Origin of the sequence: uncultured Photobacterium sp. (assembly GCF_947039875.1) — a bacterium.
Classification (GTDB): Bacteria; Pseudomonadota; Gammaproteobacteria; order Enterobacterales; family Vibrionaceae; genus Photobacterium.
Genome location: NZ_CAMRAN010000040.1, coordinates 1 through 13929, shown reverse-complemented (window position 1 = coordinate 13929; position 13929 = coordinate 1). Strand labels below are relative to the sequence as shown.

Annotated in this window: 12 protein-coding genes and 1 pseudogene; 6 read left to right on the top strand and 7 right to left on the bottom strand. The window is 36.2% G+C overall.

Annotated elements, in window-relative coordinates; genetic code table 11:
• Positions 1-306: 306 nt before the first annotated feature.
• Entirely contained in the window at positions 307-2964 is a 2658-nt protein-coding gene (locus Q0V26_RS13420) for a nitrate reductase (RefSeq protein WP_297482405.1), read from the top strand.
• Between the two features lie 605 nt (positions 2965-3569).
• Here the strand turns inward: Q0V26_RS13420 and Q0V26_RS13415 are convergent.
• The 3 genes and pseudogenes from Q0V26_RS13415 to Q0V26_RS13405 form a co-directional block, all read right to left on the bottom strand.
• Positions 3570-4193 carry a MarC family protein gene (locus Q0V26_RS13415; RefSeq protein ID WP_297482403.1) on the bottom strand — a complete coding sequence of 208 codons (624 nt, stop codon included), beginning with the start codon at positions 4191-4193 and terminating at the stop codon, positions 3570-3572.
• Between the two features lie 177 nt (positions 4194-4370).
• The gene (locus Q0V26_RS13410) at positions 4371-4844 is read right to left on the bottom strand and encodes a hypothetical protein (RefSeq protein WP_297482401.1); all 474 of its coding nucleotides are present in this window, start codon (positions 4842-4844) and stop codon (positions 4371-4373) included.
• A gap of 130 nt (positions 4845-4974) precedes the next feature.
• Positions 4975-5342 (bottom strand): annotated as a pseudogene (locus tag Q0V26_RS13405) (glutathione synthase); the annotation flags it as partial.
• Positions 5343-5455: 113 nt separating this feature from the next.
• Here Q0V26_RS13405 and uvrB point away from each other — a divergent pair.
• Entirely contained in the window at positions 5456-7420 is a 1965-nt protein-coding gene (gene uvrB / locus Q0V26_RS13400) for an excinuclease ABC subunit UvrB (protein ID WP_297482398.1), read from the top strand.
• Positions 7421-7504: 84 nt separating this feature from the next.
• Here uvrB and nfsA read toward each other — a convergent pair whose 3' ends face one another.
• Positions 7505-8227 carry an oxygen-insensitive NADPH nitroreductase gene (gene nfsA / locus Q0V26_RS13395; RefSeq protein ID WP_297482395.1) on the bottom strand — a complete coding sequence of 241 codons (723 nt, stop codon included), beginning with the start codon at positions 8225-8227 and terminating at the stop codon, positions 7505-7507.
• Between the two features lie 245 nt (positions 8228-8472).
• Here nfsA and Q0V26_RS13390 point away from each other — a divergent pair, with 245 nt between their 5' ends.
• The 3 genes from Q0V26_RS13390 to Q0V26_RS13380 all read left to right on the top strand — a co-directional run bounded on the left by Q0V26_RS13390 (position 8473) and on the right by Q0V26_RS13380 (position 10434).
• A complete protein-coding gene (locus Q0V26_RS13390) occupies positions 8473-8856 on the top strand; it encodes a VOC family protein (protein WP_297482392.1) in 384 nt (127 codons plus the stop codon).
• A gap of 149 nt (positions 8857-9005) precedes the next feature.
• Positions 9006-9440 carry a carboxymuconolactone decarboxylase family protein gene (locus tag Q0V26_RS13385; protein WP_297482390.1) on the top strand — a complete coding sequence of 145 codons (435 nt, stop codon included), beginning with the start codon at positions 9006-9008 and terminating at the stop codon, positions 9438-9440.
• A gap of 103 nt (positions 9441-9543) precedes the next feature.
• Positions 9544-10434 (top strand): LysR family transcriptional regulator, encoded by an 891-nt coding sequence (locus tag Q0V26_RS13380; RefSeq protein ID WP_080156899.1) that lies wholly within the window; start codon positions 9544-9546, stop codon positions 10432-10434.
• A gap of 7 nt (positions 10435-10441) precedes the next feature.
• Here Q0V26_RS13380 and Q0V26_RS13375 read toward each other — a convergent pair whose 3' ends face one another.
• From Q0V26_RS13375 to Q0V26_RS13365, 3 genes are all read right to left on the bottom strand, one after another.
• A complete protein-coding gene (locus Q0V26_RS13375; RefSeq protein ID WP_107275333.1) occupies positions 10442-10891 on the bottom strand; it encodes a PACE efflux transporter in 450 nt (149 codons plus the stop codon).
• Positions 10892-11147: 256 nt separating this feature from the next.
• Complete coding sequence (locus tag Q0V26_RS13370) at positions 11148-11339, bottom strand: hypothetical protein (protein ID WP_297482383.1); 192 nt, start codon at positions 11337-11339, stop codon at positions 11148-11150.
• A complete protein-coding gene (locus tag Q0V26_RS13365) occupies positions 11329-11478 on the bottom strand; it encodes a hypothetical protein (RefSeq protein ID WP_297482380.1) in 150 nt (49 codons plus the stop codon). Before Q0V26_RS13365 ends, Q0V26_RS13370 begins: the two co-directional genes overlap by 11 nt.
• A 1388-nt stretch (positions 11479-12866) precedes the next feature.
• Between Q0V26_RS13365 and Q0V26_RS13360 the strand changes: the two genes are divergently transcribed.
• Positions 12867-13874, top strand: a complete 1008-nt coding sequence (locus Q0V26_RS13360) for a hypothetical protein (RefSeq protein WP_297482377.1) — start codon at positions 12867-12869, stop codon at positions 13872-13874.
• Positions 13875-13929 lie beyond the last annotated feature (55 nt).

Here is a 13929-nt window from a genome sequence, read left to right as displayed (position 1 = left end):
GTTGAATTTAAATAAATTAAAAATAAAATCAACAAATAGATCCATTACAATAAAAACATTAAGACCAATAATAAACACCTTTATGGTGCATTGCTCATTATCGTTGCACCAAAATAATCAAACCTTGGTATTATTAATTAATAAATAATTATAAACAAAGCACACAAATAAACCTAAGTCACTGATGAAAAACAAATAACCACCAATGACAAACAAAAAATAATGCAACTACAGCTCTGGTATATATATTGCTATTTATTAAGTATATATTTTTATATCTTCTTATTTATAAAGGAACTTCAACCAATGGATAATGAAAAAAAATCATGGGTAAAATCCACTTGTGCTTATTGTGGTGTCGGTTGTGGAATAGAAGCCAGAATAAATAATAATGGAAAATTTGAAATAAAAGGAGATTCACACCATCCAGCTAATAAAGGGCTGTTATGTTCAAAAGCATTAAATTTAGCAGAAACACTGGTTAGCGATAATAAAATGTTAACCCCTCAAATATTAAATCAACCCGTAAGTTGGAATGAAGCATTAAATCAAACCACTTTGCAGTTACAAGAAACAATTACAAAATATGGTGCTGATTCGGTCGCTTTTTATGTGTCAGGACAATTACTCACAGAAGATTATTATGTCATTAATAAATTAGCAAAAGGCTTCATTGGAACAGCAAATATTGATACCAATTCACGTTTATGTATGTCATCAGCAGTTGCAGGACATCAACGGGCTTTTGGTGAAGATTGTGTCGCAGGCTGTTATGATGATTTAGACGCTGCAGCAGTGGTAATACTAACCGGTTCTAACCTTGCTTGGTGCCACCCAGTCCTTTTTCAACGCTTAAAACTAGCACAAAAAAAACATCACACTAAAATCGTGGTCATCGATCCTCGTCATACCGCAAGCTGCGATATTGCAGACTTACACCTTGCGATTACACCTGACAGTGATGTGGCATTATTTACGGGTTTATTAAATTATTTAAACAATAATAACGGTTTTGATCATGATTATATTAATGCTCATACTCATAATATTCAGTCCGCTTTAGCAACCGCAACAGCTTTAGAACAAACGGCTGACATCAGTCAATTAACAGGTATTAGCAAACAACAACTAAATGAATTTTATCAACTCTTTACTGATAATCCACGCACTGTCACCGTCTATTCTCAAGGTGTGAATCAATCGCTATCAGGTACAGATAAAGTCAATGCTATCATTAACTGTCATTTAGCTACTGGACGTATAGGAAAACCAGGAGCAACCCCTTTTTCTATTACTGGCCAACCTAATGCAATGGGGGGACGAGAAGTTGGAGGATTAGCAACAACCTTAGCCGCTCACCTTGATTTTCAGCATCCAGAACATTGGCAACTCTTACGTAATTTTTGGCAAACAGATAATCTTGTCACCCACCCCGGTTTAAAAGCCGTGGATATGTTTGATGCAGTTGCCCGAGGGAAAATAAAAGCTATTTGGATCATCGCGACCAACCCTGCAGCCAGTTTGCCCAATAGCCATAAAGTTCATCAAGCGTTAGCGCAATGTCCATGTGTTATCGTGTCAGATTGTGTCGATAATAATGATACTTTACGCCATGCAACGATCAAGCTCCCGGCTCAAGGTTGGAGTGAAAAATCAGGCACAGTTACCAATTCAGAACGTTGCATTTCTCGTCAACGTCGCTTAATGCCAACTCAAGGTGAAGCTAAACCTGATTGGTGGATCATTACTCAAGTCGCTCAACGAATGGGATTTAAAGAAAGTTTTCATTACACCAATGAAGCTGAAATATTTGCTGAGCATGTCGCTTTAACAGCCCAAAATAATCACCCACACCAAACACCACGTTTGCTTAATTTAAGTGGGTTAAGTGATCTTACTGCACACGAATACGATACTTTATTACCGCAGCAATGGCCGTTAAATAATGATGCTCTACACCAGCCACGCTTATTCAGTGATGGCATTTTCCCCACTCAAGATGGTCGCGCTCGTTTTGTTAAAACAGACTATAAGCCACTGATTAAAAATATATCAACCACATATCCATTACTATTAAATACAGGTCGAGTGCGTGATCAATGGCACACCATGACACGAACGGGGCTTTCGGCCACCCTTGCTCATCACACCCAAGAACCACTGATCGCAATCCATCCCTCAAATGCTAAACAATATCAGATCAAGAATAACCATCTTGTCAGTGTAAAGAGTCAACATGGCCATGCTATTTTTCGAGCACATATAAGTAATGATGTTCAACCCAACAATGCGTTTATTGCGATTCATTGGACACAGCAAACATCATCATCAGGCAGTGTCTGTTCATTAATTGGAGAGCAACAAGATCCTATTTCAGGGCAACCGCAGTATAAAGCGACCCCAATTCAATTAACGCCAATTCCTTTCACCACTGAAGCTATATTAACCACCACCACAGCACTAACATTAGCAAACTTACCATCACAAACAATACTTTATTGGGTATCTAAAAAAGTCACAGCAGGCTATCAATATCATATTAGTTCAGCCTTAAACCTCAACGCATTAGAACAAATATTGGTTCGCTATTTTATGCCAACATCGGCTACCCATTTAAGAGCAATTGGCGCTCAACATCGTCGAATCATCATGCTGAATAATGACCGATGTATCCGTTCACTACTGATCCAAGAAAATAACAATAAGCCGATGATTAACCCACCAGCGAACATTCTTACCTGTCGCAGTGATGAATTAGCGTTGCATCGATTTCTAAATGGCAAAGACAATATTGCAGCCCCTAAAATTATTTGCGCTTGTAAGCAAATAACCAAACAACAATTAGTATCAACTATCACTGAAAAACACATACAAAATGTAGAAGCATTAAGTCAAGCCACAACCGCTGGTACAGGGTGTGGTGGTTGCTGGGCTGAATTAGAAGCATTACTCAATCAACAATAGATCACGACGGTTAAATAAACATACGCCATGCTCTTGCTTACTAAGCGTATTTAACACCCGCTCGACAATGACCATAAAACAAACAATAAGAAGCTTGTTTTATTCGATCTTATAAAACCCACTAGTTTAATTAAAAATATTTATCGTCACAATAAATATTTTATATTTAAAGTATCCATTGAGAGCCTTAGAAAACGAAAACAAACATTAACTACCTAATAAATAACAATAGTTTTAAATGTAACAAAAAAGTAAATACTAACATTAGAAAACAATAATATTTTGTCACATTTAAATACAAATGATAACAACTCTCAATTATGTGAATAATAGTTTACAGTTATTTTTTTGCTAGCCGTGTATATATTTGCATGTAATTTAAATAATCTTTAGCATCTATTTCCAATGCAGACACCAAATAAAACGCTTGAAGATGTAAAACAAGAAATTATTAATTCAGGTAAAACTCAACAACAAAACCGCATTAATAATGGTTTATCTGGTAACTGCCAGTAATAAAAAAGGTGGTTATTTATTTAACCACCTGCAATTATATTTTTTAATTTAAATACGATACTATTTATATTAGTACTACTCTATTTAAACTAAATATAAAAATCTTTAACCCCTTGTAATAAATTGTTCACCGCAACAGCAGCTAAAATCAATCCCATTACACGGCTAATAATTGCAGCACCAATATTCCCAATCCATTTTTGAATGGTCGTTGCACTCAGCAATAAAAATAACGTAACCAATAATACCGCTATCATCACTCCGGCAGTAATAACTTGATCCACCACTGAATAACGATGATTATCAGTTAGCATCACCACCGCCATCATTGCACCAGGAGAAGCAATAGACGGAATAGCTAAAGGGTATACCGCAAGATCTGCAAGCTCTGAATGGCTAACATCTTGCGTTAATTTTTGTTCCTGCTCAGGTTTACTTTCACCAAAGATCATCGTTAATGCAAACAGCAGTAACACTAAACCACCAGCAGCCTGAAATGCAGGTAGTGGAATTTGCATTGCTTCAAGTAATAACTGCCCGGCGACTAAGAAAAAAATCAAAACGCCACTCGCAATCGCAACAGCTTTTAATGCTACTTTACGGCGTTGTTTTAATGTTAAATGTTGGGTCTGTGATAAGTAAACTGGCACCGAGCCAACAGGATCAATAACAGCCCAAAGCACAACAAACTGAGTAATTATAATACCAAGCAAAAATCACCTCTCCGATAATGAATACAAATTCCATTTACTAATAAGATCGTTCTCTTATTCTATTAAAGATTTTAGTTTTGGTTATAAACCTAGCCTGACAATGCTAAAAATAAACGCCTCATTTCAATTTATTGATATCTTTTTGAAAGACATCAATAAAAAGATAATAACTCGATTTTACAATTTCTCAGCAGCGGCGGTAAATCCGCTCGCAGATAAATTAAACCCAGCAATATCGACATACTCTTTCTTTTGAAATAATGTCAGTACTTTGTCCATATTGCCTGAATTATTACCAGAATAAGCATGTGCAGTACAATTATGTGTTGTAGGATCGTAGCTAGTGTTTACACGTAATACAATTTCATCAGCAACATTTAAATTGCTAAATGCCGGAACATATAACCAATTACGACATGCCGTTGCTTGCGTTTGCATGTGATCAAGAAAATCAATACTTGATAAACGTTGACCGTTATTAGTGAAATGGAAAGTATAAGCTTGGTTTCCAAAATCTGTTTTGGTCACAATTTCATTTTGTGCAGGAAGCGCTTGATAACTATTGTGCTGCGTTGTACCGGCAAAAGCACTAGGGGTCATAAAACAGAATGAAAGCAAAAAAGAAGAAGTAATGGTAGTTCGGTTAAGCACTGCGTGCACTCCAATGGCTAAATGTCGCTATATAGCTATCTAATATGACTATTCGCGATAATAACACAATAGCTTTTACCGCAACTTTATTTTCAACTTACGCACTTATACAGATTTTTATACTGAAATGTTAACCAATCAACACTAAAGAATCTAAAATATCTTTACCGCTATGAATACCCCCTTCATTTTCACTTGCAGGCTTACTACGAATTAAATACCCAGCATAACCATCAAGATCTGTTACTGGCTGGTCTTTAAAATAAGCGGTAAATAAACCTATTTTACTGACTAAATCATTCACGGCTGTCGCTTGAGTATTAAACCAATCAATCGTATCAGTATTAATTGGCTTCATTTCCGCTAACACACTTTCAATTCGCTAGGCTTCTTCAAGTGTCCCCCCCAACGAACATACTCTTGGGCTAGCATCATAGTCATTAGTAGCATTTTCATTGTTTTACTGGTTGCCAGCAACTAGCCAAGGCTAACATCAATTCATCTGGTATATTTTAATCAACATGATTGATTATTGAGTTAGAGATTCGATTCAAATAAGTGTATGTTGACGTTATAGACTAATAATAAATAGCTAAAAAAGGCGACTCACTATGCCGCATAATGTTTTTATTCTACATTCAAAATACCCTCCTTCTGGCGACCAACCACAAGCGTTAGCTAAACTGATTGAGGGGGTTGAACAAGGCGTCACTCACCAGACCCTAAAAGGGGTAACAGGATCAGGAAAAACCTTCACCATGGCGAATATGATCCATCGCTTACAACGCCCAACACTCATTTTGGCACATAATAAAACCCTCGCCGCGCAGCTATATAGCGAAATGAAACGCTTCTTTCCTGAAAATGCGGTCGAGTACTTTGTATCTTATTATGATTACTACCAACCTGAAGTCTATATTCCCGGCAGTGATCGATTTATTCGTAAAGACTCCGCCATTAATGAGCAACTTGAACGGTTACGGTTATCGACTACTAAATCCTTAATCGAACGTAAAGATGTGATTGTGGTGGCATCAGTTTCTGCTATTTATGGCTTAGGCGATCCCGACCAATACCGCGCTGTACAAATTCCACTGTTTGTCGGCGCAACAATTACCCGCCAAGACTTTATTCAACGCTTAACCGCACTCCAATATAGTCGCTGTGATCGCACCATTGAGCGCGCAACGTTTCGAGTTCATGGTGATGTGTTTGATATTTACCCTGCCGACTCTGAATCCAAAGCAGTACGAGCAGTATTGTTTGATGATCACATTGAAACCCTACAATGGTTAGATCCATTAACAGGCAAAACTGAAGGTGACATTGAACACTACTTTGTGTCCCCAAAAACCTTGTATGCGGCCTCAAAAGAAAAGCTCACTAAAGCGGCAGTTAAGATTCAGCAAGACTTAGCATTACGTGTGACTGAACTTAATCAGGATAATCGAATTATTGAAGCAGCCCGCTTATATGAACGTACCATGCATGATATCGAAATGATGCAACAACTGGGTTACTGTTCTGGGCTGGAAAATTACGCCAGTTATATCAATGAGCGTGATGCCACATTACCACCGATCACCTTATTAGATTACTTACCTAAAGACGGCTTATTATTTATCGATGAATCACACGTAATGGTGCCACAAATATCGGCAATGCAACGCAGTGATCAAAGCCGCAAAGAAACTCTCATTGATTATGGTTTTCGCTTACCGTCAGCCAAAAATAATCGTCCACTGACATTCAGTGAATTTGAAAAAATAAAACCACAAACGATTTTTGTATCAGCAACACCTAGCGACTATGAGCTTAAGCAATCTCAAGGTCATGTTGTTGAACAAATTATTCGTCCAACAGGTTTACTCGATCCAATTGTAGAAGTACGACCGCTCGCCACTCAAATTGATGATTTACTAGAACAAATAGCGCAACGGGTCATAAAAAACGAACGGGTATTAGTCACCACCCTGACCAGAAAAAGTGCCGAGTCTTTATATGAATTAATGCAGCAACACGGCATTAAGGTCAGCTATATTCATGCTGATGTCAAAACCCAACAACGGGTAGAGATCATCGATGCGCTCCGCCAAGGTCAATATGATGTGTTAATCGGCATCAACTTATTACGCGAAGGGCTGGATATTCCAGAAGCGTCATTGGTGGCAATTTTGGATGCGGATCACGCTGGCTTCTTACGTTCGAGCCAAGCCTTAATTCAAATCATTGGTCGTGCCGCCCGTAATGCCAATGGTAAGGCGATTTTATATGCAGATAAAATCACGCCAGCGATGAAAAACGCAATTGATGAATCACAGCAACGTCGTCAGCGCCAACAGCTCTATAATCAAGCACATCAAATTACGCCAACATCATCGCAGCGCTGTGCTATCACAGCCACAGATGAAGGCATACACTCCGCTGAGTTCTGTGCCAATATTGCTGATTTGTGCCAACAGATCACTGCCACAGAGAAAGGATTATTAACCGCTTGTGATAATAACGATGACGTCAAAATACAACAAATAAAAGCCCAGCTTGATAAGCTATATCGGCAGTTTATTTATATGTAATCACCATCAATATAGGGTAGCAATGATAAAAATCAGCTACCCTTTTGATCGCTCGTTACCAACCTCATGGATAATCAATAAAGCTTATTTTTCCATTAACCCTTTACTATGAAAATACTCCGCAATAAATGGACGTGATTCTTTCGATAACGTTGCCGTTACTGCACTTGACCAATCTTGTTGTTTATTATGAGTTGAACGCTGCTGATAATATTCAATCGTCTGTTGGTCATATTCAGCCAACAGCGGTTTATTTAATGGTTGATATTCATTTTCATGCAAAATCATCGCCATTGGTAAACGAGGTTTTGATTGTGGATCTTGCGCTGGCACACCTAAGCACATACCAAATAATACCGCGCTATATGGCGGTAAATTTAATAAAGCATCAACCTCATGAGGGTTATTACGCAACCCTCCAATGTAAACCCCACCTAACCCCATAGATTCTGCGGCTAATAAACAGTTTTGCGCCATAATGCCACTATCTATAGCCCCAATTAAAGCAAGCTCGGTGTACTCTGGTTTTATTCCAGCGCTAATAGAATAATGGCGTTGATAATCCATACAGAACACTAAAAACTCAGCCGCTTGTTTTACATAAGCCTGATCACCAGCAAGATGTGCCAATGCTGTGCGTTTCTCAGGATCAGTAATGCGAATAATCGATGTCGCTTGAATCATACTTGAACTTGAAGCTGCAATACCTGCTGCAATAATCACCTCTAATTGTTCCGCAGAAATAGCAGCATCCGTAAATTGACGAATAGATCGATGGCTAAGCATCGTTTGAATAGTGGTATTCATGAGTATGAGTCCGTAGAAAGATTTTATTCACCTTAATACTAACTGCAAAAGCTGCAACCTTTTTTTAAGTAACCTATTTTATCACTGCCTTTTATTACTCGGTACTCACCTCTACCGTTAATATCATCACGTATAATGCTTCACCACATTAGATCGAAATTTCGTTCCTATCATCATGCTCAAACAGATATGTTTTAATATGCTATGGTCAAATGTATAAACCCGCATCATCGAGAATAATACGCATGAATATTAGCCATCTTGACCATTTAGTTCTTACGGTGAAAGACATTAATATTAGTGCTGATTTCTACCAGACAGTTTTAGGCATGGAACGGATAACTTTTGCCAATGGTCGATTTGGATTACGTTTTGGTAACCAAAAAATAAACCTCCATCAATATGGCGCTGAATTTGAACCCAAAGCGCAAACAGTGCACATGGGTAGTGCTGACTTATGTTTTATTACCAATACTGATTTGGCTCAAGCGCAGCAACATATAGAGCAATGTGGTGTCACTATTATTGAAGGCCCCGTTGAACGCACAGGCGCGATGGGAAAAATTATGTCGATATATTTTCGTGATCCTGATGGTAATTTAATAGAGATCGCCAATTACCGAGCTTAAAGCTATATTTAATCAGAATCACCCTACTATTCAGCTGTATCTTTGCGTTTTATGCAAAACTGTTACGCTTATATATCGATTACATCATTTAAAAATAATTAATATACTCTTTCCAACAAATCATAAACAACAAAAATAAAGGTATTATTATGAATAAGCGTATTGATATTGCAAAAGTTCAACCAAAAGCATTAAGCGCAATGTTGACGATTGAAAATTACTTATCTGAAACTGAATTATCAAATCAATTAAAAGAAATTATTAAAATTCGCTCATCAATGATCAATAAATGTGCTTATTGTATTCAGATGCACACTACAGCTGCATTAGAATTAGGCATCGATCAACAAAAACTATTCGCCATTTCTGCATGGTCAGAATCACCATTATTTGATAATACTGAAAGAGCACTATTAAAATTAACAGATGAGATGACATTAATTTCAAATAATGCTGTTACTGATGAAACCTATGCTGAATGCTTTAGTTTATTAGGCGAAGTAAAATTAGCAGAAGCAATGATGCAAATCATCATGATTAACTCATGGAATCGCTTTGCACTAGCAACTAAAATGAAACACTAATTATAATACTTACCCCCAATGTTTAGTTTAAATATTGGGGTTTTTTGTTTACAATTTTTAAGTGCTATATGGTAAATTATACTTAATAACAAAGGATATTATTATGTTAGATTTACTAGGGGTATTTGAGCAAGTTGTTGTTTCTGGAAGCTTTTCACAAGCAGCAAAAGCGTTAAATATGGCTCCATCATCAGTAACACGAAACATTGATAAACTTGAAAACAAGATCAAAACCACCCTGTTTAAACGCAGTACTCGTCAATTAATATTAACTGAAGATGGTCAATATTTTTATCAACAATCGATTAAAATACTTGAACAATCTCGAAATCTATTATCAGAAATGCAAGGGAATAATAATACACCAGAAGGTGCTTTACGTATTTCAGTATTTGAAACTTTTGGTAATATTTATCTGACGCATTTAATTCCTGATTTTTTAAAACGCTACCCTAAAATAAAAATAGAATTAGAGTTAAATAATAATCTGGTTGATTTAAACAGTGATAATATCGATATTGCAATTCGTATTGGTACGCCTATTGATAGTAATCTTAAAGCTCGACACCTTCTTACCAACACCACCTCTTTAGTTGCGACCCCTGAATATATTAAAAATAATCCTCAAATAAAAACCCCACAAGATCTAAAAGATCATAATTGTTTAATTATCAGCCATGAACGTCAACGCACTAATTGGTATTTTAATTCAAATAAGATACTAACTAAAATATCAGTAACCGGTAATTTAGCATCAAAAGGTGGTTCGCCATTATTAAATGCGGCATTACAACATCTGGGGGTATTATTATTATCTGATTGGATGGTTAAACCCTATATTGAAAGCAAACAATTAGAAGTCTTGCTGCCAAAGTGGACAGTAACACATAACGAAAACACCAGTGGTGAAATCTATGCCGTTTACAAAAGCGCCCAATATCTAAAACCGCAGATCAGAGCGTTTCTTGATTATTTAGCTGAACAATTACAATAACCAACCACTACTCATGACCAGTGGTTGCTGCGATCATTTGGTTGTTTGTCTGAAATAATAAATCGAACAATAACGTAAATATAAAGGTATAAATTAAGAAGAACACTAAGATCGCCATTTCCATACTGATGGCTTTCACCAAGCTAACGTCATACCACCACATATACAATGGAATGGTAAATAAGAATAACCCAAGCTCAAAAAATATGGAGTGGGTTAATCGAACAGCGAGGGTTCTTTTTTTAATATGCAGTTTAGTTTCAATCAATTCAAAACAAGAGTTAAAAGCATAATTCCAAATCAAGGCTATCGTTGACACCATAAAGGCAACTGGCAGTGAATTGGACGATTCACCATGGTTGAGCATCGCTAATAAGAAAGTACTTAATATGATCGCAAGTATTTCAAAAGAAATAGCGTAAACAAGCTTACGGGTACGAGGTGCAAGAACAATCATTAAACATGCCTTATGCTTAAAAGTCCGGTCCGCCCCGAAATTATTCTAGCGCTGTAAGCTACGGTTTCTGCTTAGGCATTAAGTTTAATTCGATGATATAAAAAAGCAACCATATAATCCTAATACATCGATCTAACTCTCCCGTATTGGTTGGCATAAATAGCTCAATCAACAAACTATCGCGCACGTTCCTTATATTAAGGAACGACGGATTTAACGCGAGGATTTTATCACTAGCACAAAATTAAATATTACGTTATACCGCGGTTATTTTTCTGCGTACTAATATTTGCTCAAATAATCCTAATTGCTTTTCTGATAGCTGACCATAATTGGTAACTGTTTGATTAAGATTACTTAAATAATCTCGTTCCCAATGAGTCAAACTGCCAGAATGTAATAGCAATACCGTGTTAATTTTATTCATTAACGCAAGATTATTGGTCATTCTCCCATTCCTTATCCCAGGCTTGCTGTGCTTTAATATTTTCAATACGTTCACGAACACTCATTGTTCGTTTATTCACGGCTAATGGCTTTTTTTTCTTTGGCTTAGTATTAGCTTCTTTAACTGTAGGCTTTGTCATGGTTTACCTTATTGATTTTGAATATACAAATCTGGCTTATGCTGACAGATAACTAAGTCTTTGAAATTAAAAACAACATAATTGAAATGCGTTAAGTTTTAGCAAAGGACATTCACAATGAAATATAAATCCACATTGCGCCGTTGCATAAATTAGAACAACAATAATAAAGAATATTTACCTATATGTTCTATTAAACGTTCAGATTTTAAGAAATTTTCGCCATTATAACACATTTTTTATACAATTGCTGGGGTGATATTTTTACCAAAAAACCAAGATAATACTCAAAAAAATTATCACCTCTAATACATTACTCCTATTGATAGACATTACTATAAACATCATAAAAATAAGTTTTTTGTTTGCATAAATATCATTGATTTTTTAGGTAGTAAGCGCATATTAAACTCAAGTGATATTACATCAATATCACTGTTTAATCTGTCGTTGGCCAAGCTGACCAACCTCAAAAAATAGAGGTTAGTGTTATGAGTAAGTCGCTAGATACTAAGAAAGGTAATAAAAAACCATCTTTAACGACAAAAGAGAAAAAAGCTAAAAAGTTAGCTAAAATCTCTAAAAAAATAGCAGCTAACAACTAACGTTAGGCTGTCATTAGCAAAGCTTCTAATACATCACAGTGATTAGAAGCTTTGATAATTATATTTCGTAAACTGTTTTCAAATTTTCTGTTCTATCTGCCTTTCACGCTAAAACGTCATATCCTTCGCTGTAATATATTATTTAATTAAAATCTGTTAATTTCACTTCAATGTCAGAACCTGTTTATATAAGCTCTAATATAAAAGCATCACCTCAAAGAACGATACTTATGTTCAATAACGGATGATTCTTTCTATTTAAGTATAAAATCACAATTTAATAATATACGGATAATCATCCATAACATTAATTACATCACTCAATTTATTCATCATCGTAAAATAAAAAGTGTAACGCAGGTTATTATCCGTCATCTCGGAAGGGAGGCACGAGCTATCCGTGATCTGTTCATCACGCGCTTGAGCATTAAAGACGCCAATGAAGATGGTTATTGTATGGTGATTACACTAATTTAGAAAAGTTACTAACACGGAAATGCCCCAAAACGAGTTAGATCAAATACTCATTCATATCTTAATTAACGTGATTTTGGATTAGTTTTATTTACATCTTCTTATGCTAATCAGGCATCTCTAATACATTTCTTACTGTCATATTTCAAATAAGCACTTTGAAACAAAATAATGCAAGCAAGCTCATTATATTTATGAGTTAAATTGATTATGATTGTCTGGATTTATGGGCATTCTTTTGCGTGAAAGTAAGAATGCTTATTAATAAGCTGTTAGCCCTATCAGTAATAATGAGTAAATGAGTAATGTATGACTGAATCAAAAAGAAAGTATTTATCTGAATTTGCGGTTAATTTGTATTCTGGTCGTTGGATGATGACGGCAGCAAGTCAACTTATGTCTGGTGGCAAGATGCCAGAAGAATTTAAGGAGGTATCTGATAATTCTCACATCTATATTATTTGTCAGCGCCCAATACTTTCATTTGATGGAGAAGATTTCAAATATGAGGGTGGAAAGATTTCTGGTTCATTAGTTTATCGAGTTGAAGGTAAGCTAACTAAAATACCATTCGAACAAGACTTTCCGCTTCTTGATGGAGCGACAGAAGTAAAGTTATCAAAATATCCTCATCGCGAGATTATTACTTGTGACAGCAATGGTGAAGTTGTTAGGTATCTACCAGCAACAGCATTAGGCATGGCTCATGGAGTTCACTTGTCTAGACCTGAGCTTGCAAATCTGGAAGTTCTTTATGTCGGTCAGGCATTTGGTGATGGCACTAGGAGTGCATTTGAAAGACTAAAGAGTCACTCCACGCTTCAGAAAATATTGGCACAAAGTCAGTATGAGGCTCCTGATAATGAAGTTTCATTGTTAACTTTTGAATATGTCCCATATCGAATCTTAACACACATGGATGGCAGAGACAGACAGGCTATCGGTGGTTCTGAAGATATAGAGCGATTTAGAAGTATTATGGATAACCCTCTGACTGAGCATCAACAGGTTTGTCTAGTAGAAGCTAGTTTAATTCGCTACTTCCAACCTAAATACAATGTCATCTATAAAGACAATTTTCCTAGTGATAAACACAAAATACTAGAAAGTTGTTATGACCTTGATTTTTCGGGTCTAGTTGTTGAAGTTAATACTGATGACTATCAACTATGTATGTTTTCAGAAAAGGTAGCACCTAAATTACATCACATTTGTAAGGTTGATATCTTAGATCCTGAAAAACGACATGGATTTTTCCATTACACTCTTGCTGATGGAGAAACGGCTCAAATGCCGGATGTTATTATTCGTTCATAGGGCTAACAGATAAGGATATGTGTCGCGCAGCCGACACCTATCCGAAGTGTTGGAC